This is a genomic window from Bacillus gobiensis (genome assembly GCF_001278705.1).
In the GTDB taxonomy this organism is placed as follows: Bacteria; Bacillota; Bacilli; order Bacillales; family Bacillaceae; genus Bacillus; species Bacillus gobiensis.
The window spans coordinates 1,546,769-1,566,973 of sequence record NZ_CP012600.1; the positions used below are offsets into that span (position 1 = coordinate 1,546,769).

The 20,205-nt window shown below is 41.5% G+C and carries 26 protein-coding genes; 3 read left to right on the forward strand and 23 right to left on the reverse strand.

The window, feature by feature from the left end:
- Positions 1-28 precede the first annotated feature (28 nt).
- The 22 genes from lysA to AM592_RS07680 all read right to left on the reverse strand — a co-directional run bounded on the left by lysA (position 29) and on the right by AM592_RS07680 (position 17,446).
- Complete coding sequence (gene lysA, locus AM592_RS07570) at positions 29-1,351, reverse strand: diaminopimelate decarboxylase (RefSeq protein WP_053603228.1); 1,323 nt, start codon at positions 1,349-1,351, stop codon at positions 29-31.
- A 106-nt stretch (positions 1,352-1,457) separates the two neighbouring features.
- A complete protein-coding gene (locus AM592_RS07575; RefSeq protein ID WP_053603229.1) occupies positions 1,458-2,951 on the reverse strand; it encodes a spore germination protein in 1,494 nt (497 codons plus the stop codon).
- On the reverse strand, positions 2,932-3,513 hold the full coding sequence (locus tag AM592_RS07580) for a stage V sporulation protein SpoVABEA (protein ID WP_053603230.1): 582 nt from the start codon (positions 3,511-3,513) through the stop codon (positions 2,932-2,934). The genes AM592_RS07575 and AM592_RS07580 overlap by 20 nt, the downstream gene beginning before the upstream one ends.
- Positions 3,514-3,518: 5 nt before the next feature.
- A complete protein-coding gene (gene spoVAE, locus AM592_RS07585; protein WP_053603231.1) occupies positions 3,519-3,869 on the reverse strand; it encodes a stage V sporulation protein AE in 351 nt (116 codons plus the stop codon).
- Between the two features lies 1 nt (position 3,870).
- Positions 3,871-4,887, reverse strand: a complete 1,017-nt coding sequence (gene spoVAD, locus AM592_RS07590; protein WP_053603232.1) for a stage V sporulation protein AD — start codon at positions 4,885-4,887, stop codon at positions 3,871-3,873.
- 12 nt (positions 4,888-4,899) lie between these two features.
- The gene (spoVAC, locus tag AM592_RS07595; protein WP_053603233.1) at positions 4,900-5,349 is read right to left on the reverse strand and encodes a stage V sporulation protein AC; all 450 of its coding nucleotides are present in this window, start codon (positions 5,347-5,349) and stop codon (positions 4,900-4,902) included.
- A 15-nt stretch (positions 5,350-5,364) separates the two neighbouring features.
- Complete coding sequence (locus AM592_RS07600; protein ID WP_053603234.1) at positions 5,365-5,790, reverse strand: stage V sporulation protein AB; 426 nt, start codon at positions 5,788-5,790, stop codon at positions 5,365-5,367.
- Complete coding sequence (locus AM592_RS07605) at positions 5,780-6,400, reverse strand: stage V sporulation protein AA (RefSeq protein WP_053603235.1); 621 nt, start codon at positions 6,398-6,400, stop codon at positions 5,780-5,782. The genes AM592_RS07600 and AM592_RS07605 overlap by 11 nt, the downstream gene beginning before the upstream one ends.
- A 126-nt stretch (positions 6,401-6,526) precedes the next feature.
- A complete protein-coding gene (gene sigF / locus AM592_RS07610) occupies positions 6,527-7,294 on the reverse strand; it encodes an RNA polymerase sporulation sigma factor SigF (RefSeq protein WP_053603236.1) in 768 nt (255 codons plus the stop codon).
- Positions 7,295-7,305: 11 nt separating this feature from the next.
- Positions 7,306-7,746, reverse strand: coding sequence for an anti-sigma F factor (gene spoIIAB / locus AM592_RS07615; protein ID WP_053603237.1), 441 nt, complete (start codon positions 7,744-7,746; stop codon positions 7,306-7,308).
- A complete protein-coding gene (spoIIAA, locus tag AM592_RS07620) occupies positions 7,743-8,096 on the reverse strand; it encodes an anti-sigma F factor antagonist (RefSeq protein ID WP_053603238.1) in 354 nt (117 codons plus the stop codon). The genes spoIIAB and spoIIAA overlap by 4 nt, the downstream gene beginning before the upstream one ends.
- A gap of 92 nt (positions 8,097-8,188) precedes the next feature.
- Positions 8,189-9,364 carry a D-alanyl-D-alanine carboxypeptidase family protein gene (locus AM592_RS07625; protein WP_053603239.1) on the reverse strand — a complete coding sequence of 392 codons (1,176 nt, stop codon included), beginning with the start codon at positions 9,362-9,364 and terminating at the stop codon, positions 8,189-8,191.
- A 202-nt stretch (positions 9,365-9,566) separates the two neighbouring features.
- On the reverse strand, positions 9,567-10,076 hold the full coding sequence (locus AM592_RS07630) for a GrpB family protein (RefSeq protein ID WP_082363851.1): 510 nt from the start codon (positions 10,074-10,076) through the stop codon (positions 9,567-9,569).
- 90 nt (positions 10,077-10,166) lie between these two features.
- Positions 10,167-11,468, reverse strand: a complete 1,302-nt coding sequence (locus AM592_RS07635) for a pyrimidine-nucleoside phosphorylase (protein WP_053603240.1) — start codon at positions 11,466-11,468, stop codon at positions 10,167-10,169.
- A gap of 15 nt (positions 11,469-11,483) precedes the next feature.
- Positions 11,484-12,293 (reverse strand): purine-nucleoside phosphorylase, encoded by an 810-nt coding sequence (locus AM592_RS07640; RefSeq protein ID WP_098945212.1) that lies wholly within the window; start codon positions 12,291-12,293, stop codon positions 11,484-11,486.
- Positions 12,293-13,492: a phosphopentomutase gene (deoB, locus tag AM592_RS07645; protein ID WP_053603242.1), complete on the reverse strand. Its 1,200-nt coding sequence runs from the start codon at positions 13,490-13,492 to the stop codon at positions 12,293-12,295. Before deoB ends, AM592_RS07640 begins: the two co-directional genes overlap by 1 nt.
- A gap of 130 nt (positions 13,493-13,622) precedes the next feature.
- Positions 13,623-14,513 (reverse strand): site-specific tyrosine recombinase XerD, encoded by an 891-nt coding sequence (xerD, locus tag AM592_RS07650; RefSeq protein WP_053603243.1) that lies wholly within the window; start codon positions 14,511-14,513, stop codon positions 13,623-13,625.
- Between the two features lie 3 nt (positions 14,514-14,516).
- Positions 14,517-14,744 (reverse strand): YqzK family protein, encoded by a 228-nt coding sequence (locus AM592_RS07655; RefSeq protein ID WP_053603244.1) that lies wholly within the window; start codon positions 14,742-14,744, stop codon positions 14,517-14,519.
- A 120-nt stretch (positions 14,745-14,864) separates the two neighbouring features.
- Entirely contained in the window at positions 14,865-15,320 is a 456-nt protein-coding gene (gene fur, locus AM592_RS07660) for a ferric iron uptake transcriptional regulator (RefSeq protein ID WP_053603245.1), read from the reverse strand.
- A gap of 109 nt (positions 15,321-15,429) precedes the next feature.
- Complete coding sequence (spoIIM, locus tag AM592_RS07665; RefSeq protein WP_053603246.1) at positions 15,430-16,074, reverse strand: stage II sporulation protein M; 645 nt, start codon at positions 16,072-16,074, stop codon at positions 15,430-15,432.
- Between the two features lie 360 nt (positions 16,075-16,434).
- A complete protein-coding gene (locus tag AM592_RS07675; protein WP_053603247.1) occupies positions 16,435-16,887 on the reverse strand; it encodes a GNAT family N-acetyltransferase in 453 nt (150 codons plus the stop codon).
- A gap of 1 nt (position 16,888) precedes the next feature.
- Positions 16,889-17,446, reverse strand: coding sequence for an NUDIX domain-containing protein (locus AM592_RS07680; RefSeq protein WP_192841140.1), 558 nt, complete (start codon positions 17,444-17,446; stop codon positions 16,889-16,891).
- Positions 17,447-17,523: 77 nt separating this feature from the next.
- Here AM592_RS07680 and mciZ point away from each other — a divergent pair, with 77 nt between their 5' ends.
- Entirely contained in the window at positions 17,524-17,643 is a 120-nt protein-coding gene (gene mciZ, locus AM592_RS07685) for a Z-ring formation inhibitor MciZ (RefSeq protein ID WP_053603249.1), read from the forward strand.
- 71 nt (positions 17,644-17,714) lie between these two features.
- Positions 17,715-18,632 (forward strand): aldo/keto reductase, encoded by a 918-nt coding sequence (locus tag AM592_RS07690; protein ID WP_053603250.1) that lies wholly within the window; start codon positions 17,715-17,717, stop codon positions 18,630-18,632.
- 365 nt (positions 18,633-18,997) lie between these two features.
- Here AM592_RS07690 and AM592_RS07695 read toward each other — a convergent pair whose 3' ends face one another.
- Positions 18,998-19,216, reverse strand: coding sequence for a YqkE family protein (locus AM592_RS07695; protein WP_053603251.1), 219 nt, complete (start codon positions 19,214-19,216; stop codon positions 18,998-19,000).
- 83 nt (positions 19,217-19,299) lie between these two features.
- Between AM592_RS07695 and AM592_RS07700 the strand changes: the two genes are divergently transcribed.
- The gene (locus AM592_RS07700) at positions 19,300-20,205 is read left to right on the forward strand and encodes an alpha/beta hydrolase (RefSeq protein WP_053603252.1); all 906 of its coding nucleotides are present in this window, start codon (positions 19,300-19,302) and stop codon (positions 20,203-20,205) included.

The window sequence follows — 20,205 nt, forward strand, 5'->3', positions numbered from 1 at the left end:
ACCCTTAAAAAAATAGATGAGATCGCGTTTATTTTTGCTCGACGATCGATTTATAAGGCAGATCTAAGTGAATAAGATCTTCAAACGTTTCTCTTTTTATGACCAGCTGATCTTTTCCATCCTCGACAAATACAACAGCAGGTCTCGGAATTCTATTATAATTATTCGCCATACTGTAGCCATAAGCGCCTGTGCAAAATACTGCAAGAAGATCGCCTGCTTCTGTTTCCGGGAGATCAATGTCCCAAATCAGCATATCTCCGCTTTCGCATAGTTTGCCTGCTACAGAGGCTTTTTTATTATGTGAAGCGTTCATTTTATTGGCAATCGCAGCCTCATATTTGGCTTGATAAAGGGCTGGCCTGATATTATCGGACATTCCTCCGTTTACAGCGACATATTCTCTTAATCCTGGGACCACCTTTTTTGATCCGATTTGGTAAAGTGTCGTACCTGCATCTCCGACTAATGACCTTCCGGGCTCAATCCATATTTCCGGAACACGGAAGCTGTAGCGATCCGCATTGGTTTTCACCGCTTGGATCATGTGCTTCACATACTCCCCTGGGGGAAGCGGCTCATCTTCTTTCGTATAACGAATGCCAAATCCTCCTCCTAAATTAAGTACTTTGGGCTCAAACCCGTAGGACTCTCTCCACTCTGCCAATTTTGCAAATATTTTATCTGCTGCAAGCACAAACCCTGTAGCATCAAATATTTGTGACCCGATATGACAATGAATGCCTAAAAGATTGAAAGCATCAGATGCCAGCACATTCTTCGCGGCTTGTTCAGCCTGTCCATTGTGCAGATCGAATCCAAACTTCGAATCCTCTTGTCCAGTCGTTATATAGTCATGCGTATGTGCTTCAACTCCAGGCGTCACCCGCAATAGGACAGAAACTGTTTTGCCGTGCTCCCGAGCCGCCTTTTCCAGCTGTGAGATTTCATGAAAATTGTCAACAACAATACAGCCTACGTCATGACTGAGCGCCATGCTTAATTCTTCATAGCTTTTGTTGTTCCCGTGGAAGTGTATGCGCTCCGACGGAAATCCTGCTGCTACAGCCGTATACAGCTCTCCGCCAGAAACAACGTCCAGGGAGAGGCCTTCTTCTTTTGCAATTTGTACCATTGCAATGGAGGAAAACGCCTTGCTGGCATAAGCTACTTGAGCTGAAATACGTGCTTCTTCGAATGCTTTTTTAAAGCTTCTTGCCCTGTCCCTGACAAGCGCAATGTCATAAATATAAAGCGGTGTGCCGTATTTTTTTGCTAATTCCGTTGTATCTATACCGCCGATTTCAAGATGTCCTAAATCGTTATGTCTGGAAGTGCCGTGTAAAAACAATGTACATTCCCTCTTTCCCTTTCATGGCAAAGGACGGCTTTCTTAGAGCCGTCCAACTCATTCAGCCTATTAGTTAAAAATACAATATCACAATCTTTCGGCTTCTTCAATTCGATTCTGAATCCGTAGGCTGCCGTGTTCGGTTTTGAGGATGTACAATACTGGGGCGGATCTTTGCACCAGGTACTGAAGTTCTGATAAAAATCTGCCATAATGCCTTCCCATTAAACGGGATTAACGGCCATAAATAAGGAGTTTGCAGAGACTTAAAGCTGGCCAAAATGATGATCGCAGCTGTAATGCCGATAATTAAGCCATTGATCCGGAAGATAGCTACCATAGCCAGAATGACTAGTCTGGCGATTTTGTTTGCCAAGCTTAGTTCATAGCTTGGAGTGGTATATGTACCGATCGTAGCAAGAGAAGCATAAAGGATAACCTCCGGTAAAAAAAGACCTACATCGATGGCGATTTGGCCGATCAACACGGCTGCGATCAAGCCCATGGCTGTAGATAACGAGGTTGGAGTATGAATCGATGCCATTCGTAGAAATTCTATACCGAATTCAGCCAGAAAAATTTGAAAAATAACAGGAATATTGGTTTCTTCATTCGGACCGATAAACTTCAAATTCTCCGGCAAAAGACCCGGCTCCAATACAAAAAGGAGCCATAAAGGCAATAGCAGCGTCGAAGCGAGAATGCCAAGGAACCTGATCCACCTTAAAAATGTACCGACAGCTGGTGTTTGTCTATATTCTTCAGCATGCTGAACGTGATGGAAAATTGTTGTCGGCGTAATGATTACGCTTGGGGAAGTATCTACAATAACAATAACATGTCCTTCCAGCAAATGTGCTGCAGCCACATCGGCACGTTCTGTATAACGAACCATCGGATAGGGATTGTATCCTTGATTAACAATAAATTCTTCAATCGTTTTATCACCCATTGATAATCCATCTATTTTAATATTCTTTATTTCTTTCATGATAATTTGGACTAAATCAGGATCCGATATATCCTCTATGTAACAAACACATACATCCGCCTTTGATCGCTCGCCTACTTTCAACATTTTATAGCGTAGACGTTCATCTCTGATTCTTCTTCTTATCAGGGAAGTGTTAACAACGATATTTTCGACAAAGCCGTCTCTTGCCCCTCGTACGACCTTTTCGGTATCAGGCTCTTCCGGAGACCGGCCCGGATAACTTCTTACATCTATAATAAAGGCAAATTCAGTTCCTTCGACGATGACCGCCACAAGACCGGACAGTACTTGGTCAACAGATTCATCAAGCGTTTTTACTTTTGATACCTGCTGATTTAGCAGGCGATTTTCTATTATACGCTCTGCTTCATCAGGGTCATGATCTTTGTCATTCAGGTTAATCAGTTCTCTCATAAGATGGATAATCGTTAGCGTATCGCATAATCCATTCACGTAGTAAAGCTGGATTTCATGACCAAGAACAGTAAATTTATGGACTCCGAGATCAAAGCTTTCCCCCATTCCTACTCGCCTTTTAAAAAACGCCTCGTTTTCCGATGGATTAGAAAAAACCCGCACCTTTTTTTCATCCTTCTTGTTCTGCATGAAATCCACTCCTTTCTAATATCAGTTCAATTGCCTTCATAGTGATTGGCGATCCTTTCTTCAAATCATCTCTCCTGCTCATTTTTCCAATATCTCCTATCCCAACGATTAGCGGCAGATCCAATTGATCCAATCCATATACTGTATCTCCGTTTAAGCGTTTAACTTCAATCTCTTTCGTCCCATCTTTATCGACTCCAAATTCGGTTAGTTCACCGTCGCCGTCGATACAAACATCGACCTTCGTCCATTCAGCCTGGTGTGTCTTTGCTGCAACGGCTAGAACACCAAGCACTTCGATTAAGGGATGCTTAGACACATACGAAAGAGCTGTTTCACCAGGACCTTCACCGACAAGCCCGGAATCGTCAAACATGATAAACACAGGTTCTCTGGGAGCTCTTAATATGAACTTAACCAGCTCCTCTCCTCTAAGAGCACTAGGATTTCCTTTCGACGCTGAAACGCAATATCCGCCTGTTTTTTCCGCAATGTATTCAATCGTTTTAGAAGCGTAATCATCTCCGTCAGTTACTAAAATTACTCTGCGTTTCTCAGACATCCTCTTTATCCTTTCGGTTTAAATATTAGAGAGACAAGGAAAGCAAACAAGATGGCAGAAGAAATTCCGGCAGAGGTCAATTCAAAAATCCCCATGCCAATCCCTATAAATCCGTGCTCATGAGCTTGATGCATTGCGCCATGCAACAATGAATGTCCAAAGCTAAGGATGGGAACCGTGGCTCCCGCTCCGGCGAATTCGATAAAATTATCATAAATATCAAAGCCATCCAATATTGAGCCTGTTACGACAAAAATAGACATCACATGGGCGGGTGTCAGCTTCACAACGTCCAGCAAAAGCTGGCCGATAATGCAGATGGCTCCGCCAACTACAAAGGCGATTACATACTCCATCCTATACACTTCCTTCCGCGCGTTCAAAAACGACTCCATGAGCAATCGTCGGTATCGTTTCTTTTTGCTGAATCATCGTTGGGCTAAGCAGCGCTCCTGTTGCAACCACCAGGATTCTGTTTAAGTTTCCGGCTTCAAGTTCTTTAAAGAGGTGCCCATACGTAACAACGGCTGAGCATGCACATCCGCTTCCGCCTGCTTGAACATTTTGATCTGGTGAATAAATCATTAGCCCGCAATCATCATGCTTGGTGCCTACCGTTATCCCGTCTTCTTTTAACAGATCCTTTAATATCGGGCTTCCGACTCCCGATAAATCCCCTGTCACAATTAAATCGTAATCATCAACCGTGCGATTCAAATCCTTTAAATGCTGTGCAATAGTATCCGCAGCTGCCGGTGCCATGGCAGAACCCATATCAAATGGATCAGAAATTCCTAAATCAGCTACCTTTCCTATCGTTGCGCTTGTGATTTTTATCTTTCCCGGATTTTGGCTGATCACAACGGCACCGGCACCAGTAGCTGTTGACGTGGCCGTACCGGGTTTTTGTCCTCCATATTCCGTCGGGTAACGAAACTGGCGTTCAGCAGTTGCATTATGGCTGCTTGTTGCAGCTATCACATGTTTCGCAAATCCCCCATCAATAAGTGCAGACCCTACAGCTACCGTTTCCATCGATGTGGAGCATGCGCCAAACATACAGATAAAAGGGATTTTAAGCTTTCTTCCCACATAGTTCGCAGTAACGTTTTGGTTCAACAAGTCTCCGGCTAGAAATAAATCGATATCATCATTTGTCAGGCTGCCTTTATTGAGAGCATTATTGATCGCATCCTCCATCAGCTGTCTCTCGGCGAGCTCCCAATTGTCTTGATTGCAATGAAGGTCATCATATGTTTTATCAAATTTATGCCCTAGCGGACCGGCTTTTTCTTTTGGCCCGACGGCAGTACCTGAGGAGTTAATAAATAATGGATTCTGGAATTTCCAGGTTTGTTTGCCGATTAGTTTCATCCCTTTACCCCCTTACATTATTTTTTCAAAAGCAAATCGAATGATTCCGACAATATAGGCGGCTACGACTCCAAATACGATCACGCTGCCTGCCAATTTAAACATGTTAGGAGAGACACCGAGAACAAAGCCTTCACTTTTATGTTCAAGCGCCGCACTTGTCATACTATTTGCAAAGCCTGTCACAGGGACTGCTGAGCCGGCTCCTGCAAATTGACCAATTCTGTCGTATATACCAAAACCGGTAAGCAATGCAGAGATCAGAATGAGTGTCGCAACAGTTGGATTACCTGCCGTTTTTTCATCGAAATCAAAAAAATACATATAAAGGTTTTGAATGACCTGCCCGACCAAGCAAATGAACCCACCGACTAGAAACGCTTTTACGCAGTTCGTAACATATGGAGGCTTCGGCTGATAAGCTTTCACTTTTGATTTATAATTTTCTTTTATACTCGACATGTAACACCCTCCAATTTAGTTAATATGGACATAGTACAACCAGTGAAATAGAGACCCTAACACTTTTCCAAACACAATTGCCATTAATAATGCAATGATTCGTTCTCCCATTCCCACACGTTTTGCCAAAATCGGCAAAACATTGATCACTTCTGTCAGTGCCGCAGCCAGCATCCCGATAAACATTCCCGAGAACAACCCGATCGGCAATAGGATGATTTCCGGTAAATAGAGACGGTAATCGTGCAGAGAGGTCCAAGCGAGGATGACTGCACCTGAAATTACAGCCAATTCATAGGAATGAATAAATTGAAACGTTTTCGTCATCTGCATAAGCCTCGGTACGATACCCAGTACTGTTAAAAAAGCTACAAAGCCTGCGCCTACCGCAAGCCCGCCTCCTAAGCCTAGAAGAAGCAAAAGAATCATTTTAATGATCATTTAGTTTTTTAATACTCTCTTTATTTTCAGTCATGCTGACATATTGATCCAAATCCAACTGGTATTTAAACATTTCTACTTCCAGAGGGCTCGGTTCTTCATTAAAGCGTTTTTTAAATATGTGGTTAAAAAAGAGAACCATTCCCAGACCTAATCCTAAGCTGTATGGCACTTGAAGAATATAAGGATATTTATTTTCCTCACCTGTTACAAGCTTGTATAGATTTTGGTGAAGAGCCTTCATGCTGACGTCTTCATGAAAATTCATGATTGCAAGTCCTGAACCAATAAAGAGAAGCAGCCATACCAGTCCGAACATGATGAGTGTAAGCTGTTTTTTTTGGTAAACAATTTCTACGATCGTTTCAGAATCACCGATTGGCTGAATATCATAATCCGGGTACTTTATTTGTATCCTTTTTAAAATGTACATTAGATCAAGCACCACAATATTTTTGTCTTCCGCCTTCACTTTATACACAGGAAGAGCAGAAACCTTTGCTTTGATCACCTCATCCCCTGATATTTGCGAAAGCTGTCCGACAGTAATTTCTTCTTCCGGATTTACTTGAATTCGATGCCTGAGCCTCAAATAGATTCTGCCTTTCATTTGCTTCACTTCCTGTTGTAAGAAGGTTATATAAGTAGTATGAGAATTTATTGATCCTTCATTCAGAACTTACTGTATGAACATTAATTACCAATTCACAATAAAAAAAGGCAGCCAACTGTCTGGCTACCCTTCGGTTAGATCCATGTGATTTTTCATCTGTTTTAATATTTTCTTTTCCAGCCTTGATACTTGTACCTGTGAGATTCCAAGTCTTTCAGCTACTTCAGATTGTGTCTGGTCTTTGTAGTATCGCAAAAAGACAATCAATTTTTCTCTTTCATCCAACTCTTTAATGGCTTCCTTTAAAGCGATTTTATCGAACCATGCTGACTCTGAAGAATCAGCAATTTGATCAAGTAGCGTTATCGGGTCTCCATCATTCTCGTAAACCGTCTCGTGAATCGATGACGGGGCACGGATTGCCTCTTGAGCCATCACGACTTCCTCCGCCGAAATATTGAGGTAGTCGGCAATCTCATTCACTGTTGGAACCTTTCCATTCGTTTTTGAAAGCTCATCTTTTGCTCTGCGAATTTTATTTCCAAGCTCTTTTAAGGAGCGGCTGACCTTTACTGTTCCATCATCACGGATGAATCGCTGGATTTCTCCTATGATCATCGGTACGGCATAGGTAGAAAATTTCACATCAAAGGAGAGGTCAAACTTATCTACGGATTTCAGCAGACCGATACACCCGATTTGAAAGAGATCGTCAGGCTCATACCCACGATTTAGAAATCTTTGAACGACCGACCATACGAGCCTCATATTTTTTTCGACCAAAAGATCTCTGGCACTCTGGTCGCCGTCTTGGCTTTTTCTAATTAGGTCTTTTACTTGATTATCATTAAGACGGGCGGACTTTGCGTCTTTTTTAACCTCCACATCCATAGCGAAACTCCTTAATTCGAAAACGCTTTGCTTTTAGTTAAGTGCTTGACCAGCCTTATAGTTGTTCCCATCTCAGGTGATGAATCGATCTTTACGTCATCCATAAAATTCTCCATAATCGTAAAACCCATTCCCGAACGTTCCATTTCCGGCTTTGTTGTAAAAAGCGGCTGCCTTGCTTCTTCCAGATCAACGATTCCTACCCCTTCATCACGAATCGTTAAGTAAACCACATGATCCTCAATTGCAACCGAAATATAGATCCAACCATTAGGTTCGTTTTCGTAGCCGTGGATGATCGCGTTTGTTACCGCTTCGGAAACGACCGTTTTTATTTCTGTCAGCTCATCCATCGTAGGATCCAGCTGGGCTATAAATGAAGCTACTGTTACACGGGCAAAGGATTCATTTTGGCTTAAGGCAGAAAATTGGAGATTCATTTCATTTTTCATGAAGCCACCCCCAATTTTTGCAGTGCCAGCTGTTCAGAAGGCTCTGAACGAATGATTTTAAATAACCCAGACATATCAAACAATCGTTTGACTGATGGGGATATCCCGCAAATCACCATTTCTCCGCCAAGCTGTTTTATCTGTTTATATCTTCCTAAAACAACCCCCAAACCGGAACTATCCATAAAGGATAGCTCCTCCAGGTTCAGCATCAGGTGCTTTACATTCGTTTTTTCCAGGTATTGATTCACTTCGTGTCGAAGCGATTCCGCAGCATGATGATCCAACTCTCCGCTTAGGCGAACACAAAGAACTGATTGTTTCACATGGATATCTATTTCCAGACTCATACCTATCCCTCCTTGATAATCTCGGATAACTAGGGATTCGATTTTTACCTTTTCGATTCCTCCATGCTGACAAAACTAGTGCAGAATCGGCATTATTCCATTATTTTTGCCCAGTGAGAAAGCGTACGCTTCGTCATCGTCCAAAAGCCTGCTTTATCCATATCGGAATCTGCTACAAGCGGACTTTCAACCAGAAGCTTGCCTTCATTTTTAACCGTAAGGGTCCCAAGCGCCTGTGCTTTTTCAACCGGTGCGGATACGTCTTTCTTTAATTTAATTTCCGCTTTTATTTTTTTTATGTCCTCGCCCTTTTTCGTTAAAACTGATATTGGTTCAGAGGTGACGAGATTTATTGTTTTTTCTTTCCCTTTATTAATTTTTAATTTCTCAACTAATTGATTTTTCTTATAGAGCGGATGCGTTTCATACTGGCTGAATGCAAAATCGAGCATCTTTGTAATCTGGCCGTTTCTTTCCTTTGGCGTGCTGGCGCCAAACACAACTGCAATGACACGCATGTTTCCTTTTTTAGCTGAAGCCGTTAAGCAGTATTTTGCTTCCTGTGTAAATCCAGTTTTTATTCCATCCACACCCGGATAAAATTTGATCAGCCGATTGGTATTGACCAGCCAAAATTTTTTATCGGTGTTTTCTCGTAAGTAATCTTCATAAGTTCCCGTGAACGAAGTGATTTTCTCATATTTCAACAGCTCTTTAGCCATAAGTGCCATATCATGCGCAGAGCTGACATGCCCTTCCTCGGGAAGCCCCGTCGGATTTTTAAAGACAGTATCTTTTAAGCCGAGCTCTTTCGCTTTTTCATTCATTTTGTTGACAAACTCTTCCTTTGAGCCCTCCAGATGCTCAGCCATCGCCATGGATGCGTCATTTCCTGAAGCAATCGCAATTCCTTTCAGCATTTCTTCAACCGTCATTTCTTCACCAGGCTCCAGGAAGATTTGTGAACCTCCCATTGATGCCGCATACTCGCTCGTTCTTACTTTATCACTCATTTTCAGCTTGCCTTGTTCCATACGTTCCATAATTAACAGCATCGTCATGATTTTTGTCATGCTCGCTGGGGGAAGCTGTTCATGGCTGTTTTTGTCATAAAGCACTTGTCCTGTATCACGTTCGATTAATACAGCTGATTTCGCTTCATGTGCGAGTTCAGCCGATTTTTTCTCATCTTTTTCTTTGGCAAATGCTTGAGGTGTTATCGAAAAAACCATCATAATTATAAGCAATATTGATAGATGACGTTTCATGCCAGAGCCCTCCATTTCTTTATCTCTTTCATTTTTTCCAGTTCGAAATGGATTTATACCCTGCCTTTTTCTAAGGAGCTATGCAATTTTAGCTCAGAATTATGCTATACCGGGACAATCGTTCGATCCGCAAGCTTGTAACTACTTACCAGTCTATATGTCAGATGCATTTCCAATTAATTATTCTGAAATAGGCGCTTGCTTATATCTTTTTTCTTGCTTCCTTAATAATTCCTTCAATAAATGGAGCTTTATGCTTTGTATAGGCTATTCTTTCATGTTTTCTTGCCAGTTGTTTTTTTTGAAGCAAATAATCATTTGCCACATCAGAATGAGTTCTTAAATAATTTCTAAAAAGAATCATGTTTACCCATTCATCACTATCTTTTTCGAACATATGTAAATGATGAGTCCCGGCGCCCCATTGTCCTCTTCTAAAAAATTTCCTCTGGGGAAAATCTTTTTTTGGAACATACTCATAACCCACACGAGTTAATTCTTCTATTACCACTTCATCAATTACTGAAAAATCATTGACGGCAATCGCAATATCAATAATAGGTTTTGCACACATCCCAGGTATGGATGTACTGCCTACGTGCTCTATCTCTAAAAACAGATTTCCTAATACGCCGTATAGTTTCATTTTATCAACATTGAACATCTCTTCCCATTCGGGATTATACGGTACTAAAGTTACAACTTGAGTCACGATACTCACCTCCAAATGTCCAAGGACAAAAAAAGACAAACCGTCTTTCCAAAGTCTTCGTTTGAAAATAGGTTTGTCTGTTGTCAAATTTTATTTGATTATTGTTTTGACATATTCTATTTTTTCCGGAGCACTGCTCTTGATCGTATAAGCTTCCGTTAATTTCTCAATGGCGCTGCTTGTTATTTCGTTCAAACTAAAAAGAGTTGCTACAGCCTCTCCCTCACGAACCGCATCGCCAATTTTTTTGTGAAGCGTGATGCCGGCGCTGTGATCGATATTGTCATCTTTCTTGGCTCTGCCTGCTCCCAAATATAATGCAGCCTGACCGACGGCTTCTGCTTCAATACCATGAATAAAGCCTTTTTTATCGAGCTTTAGATCATAGCGATGTCTTGGTTGTGGAAGGCGGTTAGGATCATCTACTACGGATGGGTCCCCTCCTTGATTGGAAATAAACTGCTTAAATTTATTTAATGCAGATCCATCCTCAATCGATTTTATCAGAGCATTTTTCGCTTCATTCTCATCTGTAAACACGCCGTTTGCGAGACACATTTGCGTTGCAATTGCTAAAGAGATCGTTAAGAGATCATCAATTTTTTCACCTTTTAAGACCTGAATAACTTCTTTGACTTCATTTGCATTGCCCACTTCATGACCCAACGGTTGATTCATATCCGTAATTACGGCAACTGTATTCTTGTTTAACGAATTTCCGATGCTCACCATCTCTTTGGCTAAATCGGTCGCATCTTCAAGATTTTTCATAAATGCCCCTGATCCCGTTTTTACGTCCAAAACGATACCATCAGCACCCATTGCAATTTTCTTGCTCATGATTGAACTTGCAATCAAAGGCAGTGAGTTGACAGTTCCCGTTACATCTCTTAAGGCATAGAGCTTTTTATCCGCAGGAGCCAAATTGCCGGTTTGTCCAATGAGAGCCAATCCGTAATCGTTGACAAGCTCAATAAATTGTTCTTTCGATAATTCAATATTGAAACCGGAAATGGATTCAAGCTTATCCAAGGTTCCTCCTGTGTGGCCCAGTCCCCTGCCGGACATTTTGGCAATAGGAACGCCTAGCGAAGAGACCATAGGGGTAACGATCAAGCTGATTTTATCCCCTACTCCGCCTGTACTATGCTTATCGATCTTTACACCTTTGATTTGTGACAGATCCAGCTTCTCTCCGGAATCTACCATCGACTGGGTAAACAGCGCTGTTTCTTTCGGAGACATACCTTTAAAATAAATGGCCATTAATAAAGCCGATGCCTGATAATCCGGGATTTCGCCATTTGTGTATCCTTGTATAAAAAAGTCTATTTGTTCGTCTGAGAGCTCTTTTCCATTTCGTTTATCTTGTATGATATCGACCATTCTCATTTGGCATTCTCCTCTCTATACTTGAGATACGATTCGTTTCACGAACGTAAGGAAGTTGGCTCTTACTTTAGTCGTTACCTCAATGACCTCATCATGTGAGAGAGGCTGATCGAGGATGCCTGATGCAAGATTCGAAATACAGGAAATGCCAAGAACTTCAATGCCTGCGTGTCTAGCAGCAATGACCTCCGGGACAGTCGACATACCGACTGCGTCAGTGCCGATTGTACGGAAGAAACGAATCTCTGCCGGTGTTTCGTAGGAAGGACCGGTTACTGCTGTATATACTCCTTCCTGAACAGAGATCGACAATGCATCTGCGCTTGTTTTCGCTAACTCTCTGAGGCGTTTGCTATAGGCCTCCGACATATCCGGAAAGCGATCGCCAATTTCAGGGCTATTCGGACCGATTAACGGATTGGTGCCCATTAGATTAATGTGGTCGCTGATAATCATTAAGTCACCAGGCTGATACGATTCATTTACTCCTCCGGCCGCATTGGTAACAATTAATGTTTCGACACCAAGCTCCTTCATCACCCTTACCGGAAAAATCACACGATCCATCGAGTGCCCTTCATAAAAATGAAAGCGTCCCTGCATAGCCACAACATTCACACCTTCAAGGCTGCCAATTACAAGCCTGCCCGCATGGCCTTCTACCGTAGATACCGGAAAATCTGGAATCTCACTGTAATCAATTGTGACTGCGTCGGTAATTTCCTCTGCTAGAACACCAAGACCTGATCCCAATATCAAGCCTATTTTCGGTTTTTGTTCTGCTTTTTTCTTAATGTAATCAGCTGCTTGCCTTGTCTCCTTCATCACTTTGTCCTCCCTGTATTTAATAATGTCATAAAGCTTGTTCCATGTTCGGGAAGCTTAATCTTAAAATTATCAGCAATCGCAGCTCCCACGTTGGCGAAGGTTTCCCCATCAGGAAGCCTTGTACCTTTTTCGATTTGTTTTGTATACACTAAAAGCGGGACATATTCTCTCGTATGATCTGTGCCGTGATGAACAGGATCATTCCCGTGATCGGCAGTAATGATTAATAAATCATCCGTTTTCAGTTTTTCAAATACTTCAGGCAGCCGTTGGTCAAACTCTTCCAGCGCTTTTCCATAGCCCTTCGGATCACGTCGATGACCAAATATTGCATCAAAATCGACAAGATTAATAAAGCTCAGTCCTGTAAAATCGTCATCCATTGATGCAATCAGCTTATCCATACCATCCATGTTTGACGTTGTTCTAATGGATTTCGTTATCCCTTCTCCATCATAGATGTCATGAATTTTTCCGATAGCTATGCTGTCAAACCCCGCGTCCTTCAGCTCATTCATCACTGTGCGGCCAAACGGCTTCAACGCATAGTCGTGGCGGTTAGGCGTTCTCTTAAATTGACCTGGTTTGCCGATAAACGGCCGTGCAATTACTCTGCCGACTTTATACTTATCCTGAAGTGTTAACTCACGGGCTATCTCACAAATTTTATATAATTCTTCAAGTGGAACAATTTCCTCATGCGCGGCTATTTGCAGGACGGAATCAGCAGAAGTATAGACAATTAACGAACCGGATTCCATATGCTCTTGTCCCAATTCATCGAGAATTTCTGTGCCGGAAGCCGGCATATTCCCGATGATTTTGCGATTTGTTTTCTCCTCTAGCTCCTTAATCAACTCATCAGGAAAGCCTTCCGGAAACACTTGAAATGGCTGTTCAATCCGGAGCCCCATGATCTCCCAATGGCCAGTCATCGTATCTTTTCCGTTCGATGCCTCTTTCATCTTTCCATAATGGGCCATAGGAACGGCAGACTTTTCAACCCCTTGAATTTCTTTAATATGGCCTAAGCCTAATTTTGCTAGATTGGGCACACGAAGACCTTCCATTTGCTCCGCAATATGTCCAAGAGTATCGGCGCCGGTATCATTAAAATCAGCGGCATCAGGAGCTTCGCCTATTCCCACAGAATCCATGACAATAAGGAATACTCGTTTATATTGATCAAAAGGCATGTGAATCCTCCTAAATATGTATAACTTTATATATTTCTCAACACCTAATTATAAAGGTTTTCGCGAAAAATTGACAACCAGGCGCGAAAAACCCGCCAATTCCAGGCGGGTGAGTCTCCACCGGGCAATTTTATGCGCGGGGATGAAATTGCTTATAGACGTCTTTAAGCCGTGTTTTCGTTACATGGGTATAGATTTGTGTCGTTGAAATATCAGCATGTCCGAGCATCTCTTGCACCGCACGTAAATCAGCGCCGTTCTCTAGTAAATGAGTGGCAAAGGAATGCCTTAACGTATGGGGAGTGAGCTTTGTCAGAATACCGGCCTCAACCGCTATTTTTTTAAGATTTTTCCAAAATCCTTGCCTGCTGATCGGATTGCCATGATGATTTAAAAACAAAAAATCTGAGGTTTTTCTTTTTAATAGCTTTCCTCTTGCCTTTGTCAAATATTGATCGAGCGCATCAGAAGCTTGCTTGCCGATTGGAACGATCCGCTCTTTCCTTCCCTTTCCGAAGCAGCGGATAAATCCCATTTTCAAATGGACATCATCCATTTTTAGATCGATCATTTCACTGACACGAATTCCTGTTGCATAAAGCAATTCAAGCATCGCTTTATCTCTATAGCCAAAGGGGTTAACGGGCTTGGGTGTATCCAACAAACGTTCTGTCTCGGACAACGAAAGCACTTTCGGAAGCATTCGTTCAGTTTTTTGCGATTCAATGTGCACGGATGGATCCTTCTTAGATGCGCCTTCACGCAGTAAAAATTGATGGAATGAGCGGATGGAGGCTAAATGCCTCGCTGCCGTCTTACTAGATTTCCCAGCTTCCTTCAAATACTTTAAGTAATGGATAATGTGTATTCTTTCAATCTTTTCTATATTATCCACTTGTTCCGTTTCTTTTAAAAACAGCATGTACCCTTTTAAATCACGCTCATAAGAGACAATGGTATTTTCAGATAGACCTCGTTCGACAGTCATAAAATGAATAAAGTCGTTTAGTTGATCCTTCAATTTCTACTCCCCATTCAAATAAAAAAACATTAACCGATCAAACCATCTGCTGTGATTCTCTTCTTCCATCGTGGTCACCTTAATAGCAGATCCTTCAGGGGGATCATAGCGATGATAGTCTCTATATTCGGAATTTATCCACATCATAGCACAATAAAAAAGAATGGTAAAACCGGAAAAAAGAATAAATACTTTAAACATATCAGCTGCTGCTTTCATTGATTTCCGCATATAAACCCTGCCCTTTCTCTACGCTTCTATATAACAATCTATGCCAATAGAGCAGGGTTTTATACATTTGAAAATAGAAACGGCCCCTTCTATTTTGGAAGAAAAGGCACCTAAGAAAGCTTATTTATCTGTTGGCTGATTGTCTTTGCATCGATGGCAAATGCCATGAAAGGTAAGTCTATGATCTTTTATTTGAAACTTCCAGTCTCTTTCAATTACTTCTTCCACTTCTTCAAGCAAATCTTCAACGATTTCATCGACAGTTCCGCATTCCATACATACGAGGTGATGGTGAAAATGAGCAGCGCCTTCTTTTCTGAGATCGTATCTTGATACACCATCGCCAAAATTTATTTTATCTACTACTTTTAATTCAGTTAATAGTTCGAGCGTACGATAAACTGTAGCAAGTCCAATTTCCGGTGACTTTTCTTTTACGAGGAGGTACACATCTTCTGCACTCAGATGGTCTTCTTCGTTCTCCAACAGCACACGAACAGTGGCTTCACGTTGTGGCGTCAGCTTATAGCTGGAAGAATGCAGCTGTTTTTTTATTCGTTCAATACGGTTTTCCATCAAAAATTCCCTCCTACGCCGCTTCTTTGATATTATATCAAATCGGCCAAGGAGAGCCAACTAAAATTATTATAATTTTGTAATTGAAATCATTTTAATATGATAATAACTAAAATGTAAATGCGGCGATTTTTTCAATTAAAAATGGAGATAAATAGGCTTCTATAAATGAGGCTGAAAAAGAAAAAATGACGATGAACAGCAAAACAAAAGCATACTTTCCAAATAACTGAGCCGGGGCATGATTCAAGCTTTTTTTCAAGAAAAGCTGCCTGACAAGCTTTAACGAAAAGGCAGTGGATAACGCTCCCGTGATGATAAATGCAGGAATTAGCAGCATATTTTGCGGCAGAACGGATACAAAGGAAAGATAAAAGCCATTCAATCCCATCTGATTGACGAGAAACCCAACCGTAAAGCCGACGACAATCCCCTTTAAAAAAACCATAATGAGAAGAATCGGCAGCCCGATGACTGATATTCCGAGAATCCACATGAGACCCAAATATTTGACGTTATGAAAAAAGCTTTGACCCAGCATTTCATTTTGGCTGAATATTTTCCCCTCCATAACTTGTCCGAAAAAGCTGTTCAAATACGTAAACAAATCTTCCTTTTGGTTAAGTGTCATACTATTAACAATTACTGCCCCAAAAACAACGCCCATAACAAACAATATACTAATGAATAGATAAATGGATGAGTAATCTTTTATATGGATCGAGACCCGCTCTTTCAAATTGTATCTGCGCATCAGTTTCCTCCTGAATTCTCTCATTACCAGATTGTATGAAAGAAACCTGATGAATTATGCTAGTTTTGTTTAAAATAAAAGAACTCTTTTGCCCTGATTCGTACCGGTCAAAAGAGTTCTTCCCTTTGTGTTTCTTATTCATTTTTTCAAGCTGTTCCTTCTTCGTCGGTGTCTTTCTCACATAGGTGCTGAAATCTGGTATTATCCCTCTATGAACCGACTTGCTGTACCCTGTATTCCGCACAAGATGCTCCCGTCTTTTGCGTGCTTTTGATTTTGACATATTGATCACTCTCCTATCATTATTATAGCTTTTCATAATAGGAATAGAAAGAAATCTTATTACATCAAATCAAAGTCCTATAAGGAAGTGGTTGTTCTGATCATATCAATATGGGGAATATTATCTTCAAGATAAACCTCTGTTACCTCCTCGAAGCTAAACGAACCGTAAAATTCGCGCAAGTAGGCCTGAGCTTGAATTTTTATGGCAGGCTCCTTCCACTCTTCCTCAAGCACTTGAACTGCTTTCGCAAAAAGCCGGAAAGCGTACCCTTTTCCTCTTTTATCTTTTTTCACAAGCACCCTGCCGATTGTGGCCTCATCATAGACGACCCCATTAGGGATCAGTCTGCAATAGGCTGCAATTTCATTTTCTTCTTCAAGAAATAAATGATAGGATTCGAAATCACGATTATCCGCATCATGGTAAGGACATTCCTGTTCAACGACAAATACATCGATTCTTGCTTTCATAATCCGGTAAAGCTCCGTTGCTGTTAATTCATGGAATGCTTTTAACTTCCAAGACAACTTACTTTCCACCACCTGACTTATGTAAGAGCTGCAAATATTGTACTGCGTAAGCCGTTTTTGCATCATAAATCTCATGGGATTCCACTAAATCCTGAGCTTCTTCCAAAGAAACAAGCATTACGTCTACGAATTCATCTTCATCCAATTGTTTTTTTTCTGCAAGAGGCTCGATGCCATCAGCAATATATAAATGAATTAATTCGTCGGCAAATCCCGGTGAGGTGTAAAAAGAGATCACCTTTTGTAACGATGGTGAGGTATACCCGGTTTCTTCCTCCAATTCTCTCAAAGCGGCTTCTTTCGGATCTTCATTTTTTTCAAGCTTGCCTGCAGGGATCTCTACAATTGTCCGCTCTAGCGCTTTTCTGTATTGTTGAACCATCACGATCTTTTCGTCTTGTGTTAAAGCAATAACCGCTACTGCCCCGGGGTGCTTGACGATTTCCCTTTTGCTTGTTTTCCCGTTCGGCAGCTCTACCTCTTCAAGATAGAGATCGATCACCTTTCCGGAATATAGCTTCTCTTTTTTCAATGTTTTTTCTTCCAGGTTGCTCACTTCACTCAACTCCTCGTTCTATCCTTCTTTCATCACCATACATATTATCATATATGGACGAGAAAGGAGCGGAACCTATGAAGATATACCGTCTTCCGAACGGAATTGTGTTAACCGGGAAAGCATGGGAAATAAGAGCGAAACTAAAGGAATACGGAAAAACATTTCGTACAATTAAAGAATGGATTCGTTCATAAAGTACATTATCATTGAAACGCCGGCTGTGTTATATTACGGTATGATTAACACATTGCTGGGAGTGATAAACGTGAAGAAAAGACGACTGGGCCATTCCGATTTATATGTGAGCGAAATGGGACTTGGGTGTATGTCGCTTGGCACCGATAAGGAAAAAGCTTTGTCGACGTTAGATGAAGCGATTGAACTGGGCGTTAATTATTTGGACACCGCAGACTTATATGATCAAGGGACAAATGAAGAAATCGTCGGCGATGCCATAAAAAACAGAAGACAAGACATCATTGTGGCAACGAAGGTTGGAAACCGATTTGAACAAGGCAAGCCGGGATGGCATTGGGATCCTTCGAAGACTTACATAAAAGAAGCAGTCAAAAAAAGCTTATCCCGACTAAAAACCGACTACATTGACCTTTATCAGCTTCACGGAGGAACGATTGACGACCCGATCGACGAAACAATTGAAGCGTTTGAAGAGCTAAAGCAGGAGGGTGTCATCAGATATTACGGCATTTCTTCTATCCGGCCAAACGTGATCAAAGATTATATCAAGAAGTCTAATATCGTTTCCATCATGATGCAATACAGCCTCTTTGACAGAAGGCCTGAAGAATGGTTTTCACTTCTTGAAGAAAACAACATTAGTGTCGTTGCCAGAGGTCCCTTGGCCAAAGGATTATTAAGCGGAAAGCCGTTCTCAGAGCTAAAAAAGAAAGCAGCTGGGGGTTACCTATCCTATCACGAAGATGAGATTGTCGCTGCCAGAGAAGCAATCTCCAATGCAGTGCCGGATCTCAGCTTGACTGAAGCATCCGTCCAATACATCCTAAAGCATAATGCAGTAGGAACAATTGCAGCTGGAGCAAGCAGCATCGAACAGATTCGGGAAAATGTGCGTGCTGCACAAAGCAGGCCACTCTCCGAACAAGAAAGAAAAGCGCTTCAGTATTATACTAAACGGAACGTGTACGAAGCCCACCGGAAATAGAATACAAATAGGCGGACTCGCGGAACGCGAAATGCGTGGAAGAGTCCGCCTTTTTTATTAACTTAAGATTGGGATTCGTATCTGATTTTGATTGCTTGCACTGATGCTGGCTGAAATTGTGTAGAAGGTCACTGAAAATGTACGGTCAGGTACGGGTATTGCACCGTTCTGTGCTGGAATTGCACCGTTCTACCTCGGAATTACGCCCTTCTGCTTCGGAATTGCACCGTTCTACCTCGGAATTACGCCCTTCTGCCTCGGAATTGCGCCCTTCTGCACCGGAATTGCACTGTCCTGCCCTGGAATTGCACCGTTCTGAACCAGAGTTGCACCGCCAGTACAAGTAATCGAACTTACTTCTCCATTTACGATTTATATTGTTTCCAATTCAGATCGCTTTCATTTAGCAGTTCTTCAAAGCTTTTGTTTTGCTCCGCTTCTTTTTTCCTCTTTATAGCCTCTTCTTTTCGTTTTTGGGCTTTTTCTTCTTCTTCACTTTTTAATTGGTTTTTCATCTCAAACAATTTCGACTTCAACTCATCATTCATAGCTTCCTTTAACTCTGGTTTTTTCTCTTTTTTCATAAATATCATCCTCTCTATGCCAGCGTTTTTCATCCATCAATGCTATGATAGAAATGAACAAAACTACAATCGGGGGAATCGAAATGAAGAAGTTGCTGATAGGAATTGGTGTGGTGTTCTCAGTTATTTTTGCTATCGGTATTTTTTTCACAAATAAAATCATGTACATAAAGAAAAAAACGGAAAAAGAAATCATCGACCGAGAAACGTTAGACGGCCATTATGTCCAAAAAACGTTCGATGAACTGCCGAAAGACGAAATAAATTTGATGAGCCCTTATGGCTATCCGATTAAAGGATATTACATTAAGCCTTATCAAACAACCAAAACGATGATTATTTGCCATGGAGTCACGATGAGCCTGTACAATTCCGTAAAATATATGAACTTATTTATAGAGCTTGGCTGGAATGTAGTCATATATGATCATAGAAAACACGGATTAAGCGGTGGCAAAACGACAAGCTATGGCTATTATGAAAAGTTTGATTTGGCAGAAGTGGTCCGCTGGGTACGAAGTCAAACCGGGGAAAAAGCGCAAATCGGGATCCACGGTGAATCAATGGGAGCAGTCACAGCCCTGCTTTATGCAGGCCACATTGAAGACGGAGCCGATTTTTATATTGCCGACTGCCCGTTTGCTGCGCTATGGGAACAATTGAATTATCGATTAAAAACAGAATTTAAGCTGTCAGGAAAACTGATTTTACCTGTTGCCAATTTTTTTCTTAAGATCCGTGACGGCTATCGTATCAAGGAGATTTCTCCATTGTCAATTATCGATCGCATTGACAATCCCGTTTTGTTTATTCACAGCAAGGACGATGATTATATTCCTTCAATGAGCAGTCAGCTTCTTTTTGAAAAAAAGAAGGGAAAGAAAAAAATCTATCTGGCCGAGTTAGGCGAACATGCGATGTCGTATACGAAAAACAACAAGGAGTACAAAAAAGCAGTGGAAGAGTTTCTTGAGGAGTTTGTCAATTAA

What these genes read in the sequence shown, in the direction of transcription:
- AM592_RS07625 (WP_053603239.1), bottom strand. Translation starts at nt 9,364, where the DNA reads ATGAAACGTCATCTATCAATATTGCTTATAATTATGATGGTTTTTTCG.
- AM592_RS07695 (WP_053603251.1), bottom strand. Translation starts at nt 19,216, where the DNA reads ATGAAAAAAGAGAAAAAACCAGAGTTAAAGGAAGCTATGAATGATGAG.
- AM592_RS07635 (WP_053603240.1), bottom strand. Translation starts at nt 11,468, where the DNA reads ATGAGAATGGTCGATATCATACAAGATAAACGAAATGGAAAAGAGCTC.
- deoB (WP_053603242.1), bottom strand. Translation starts at nt 13,492, where the DNA reads ATGCCTTTTGATCAATATAAACGAGTATTCCTTATTGTCATGGATTCT.
- AM592_RS07605 (WP_053603235.1), bottom strand. Translation starts at nt 6,400, where the DNA reads ATGAAAGGCAGAATCTATTTGAGGCTCAGGCATCGAATTCAAGTAAAT.
- AM592_RS07580 (WP_053603230.1), bottom strand. Translation starts at nt 3,513, where the DNA reads ATGTCTGAGAAACGCAGAGTAATTTTAGTAACTGACGGAGATGATTAC.
- spoIIAB (WP_053603237.1), bottom strand. Translation starts at nt 7,746, where the DNA reads ATGAAAAATGAAATGAATCTCCAATTTTCTGCCTTAAGCCAAAATGAA.
- spoVAE (WP_053603231.1), bottom strand. Translation starts at nt 3,869, where the DNA reads ATGGAGTATGTAATCGCCTTTGTAGTTGGCGGAGCCATCTGCATTATC.
- spoIIM (WP_053603246.1), bottom strand. Translation starts at nt 16,074, where the DNA reads ATGCGCAGATACAATTTGAAAGAGCGGGTCTCGATCCATATAAAAGAT.
- sigF (WP_053603236.1), bottom strand. Translation starts at nt 7,294, where the DNA reads ATGGATGTGGAGGTTAAAAAAGACGCAAAGTCCGCCCGTCTTAATGAT.
- spoVAD (WP_053603232.1), bottom strand. Translation starts at nt 4,887, where the DNA reads ATGAAACTAATCGGCAAACAAACCTGGAAATTCCAGAATCCATTATTT.
- mciZ (WP_053603249.1), top strand. Translation starts at nt 17,524, where the DNA reads ATGAAGATATACCGTCTTCCGAACGGAATTGTGTTAACCGGGAAAGCA.
- AM592_RS07640 (WP_098945212.1), bottom strand. Translation starts at nt 12,293, where the DNA reads ATGAAGGAGACAAGGCAAGCAGCTGATTACATTAAGAAAAAAGCAGAA.
- spoVAC (WP_053603233.1), bottom strand. Translation starts at nt 5,349, where the DNA reads ATGTCGAGTATAAAAGAAAATTATAAATCAAAAGTGAAAGCTTATCAG.
- AM592_RS07600 (WP_053603234.1), bottom strand. Translation starts at nt 5,790, where the DNA reads ATGATCATTAAAATGATTCTTTTGCTTCTTCTAGGCTTAGGAGGCGGG.
- spoIIAA (WP_053603238.1), bottom strand. Translation starts at nt 8,096, where the DNA reads ATGAGTCTGGAAATAGATATCCATGTGAAACAATCAGTTCTTTGTGTT.
- AM592_RS07700 (WP_053603252.1), top strand. Translation starts at nt 19,300, where the DNA reads ATGAAGAAGTTGCTGATAGGAATTGGTGTGGTGTTCTCAGTTATTTTT.
- AM592_RS07575 (WP_053603229.1), bottom strand. Translation starts at nt 2,951, where the DNA reads ATGCAGAACAAGAAGGATGAAAAAAAGGTGCGGGTTTTTTCTAATCCA.
- fur (WP_053603245.1), bottom strand. Translation starts at nt 15,320, where the DNA reads ATGGAAAACCGTATTGAACGAATAAAAAAACAGCTGCATTCTTCCAGC.
- AM592_RS07655 (WP_053603244.1), bottom strand. Translation starts at nt 14,744, where the DNA reads ATGCGGAAATCAATGAAAGCAGCAGCTGATATGTTTAAAGTATTTATT.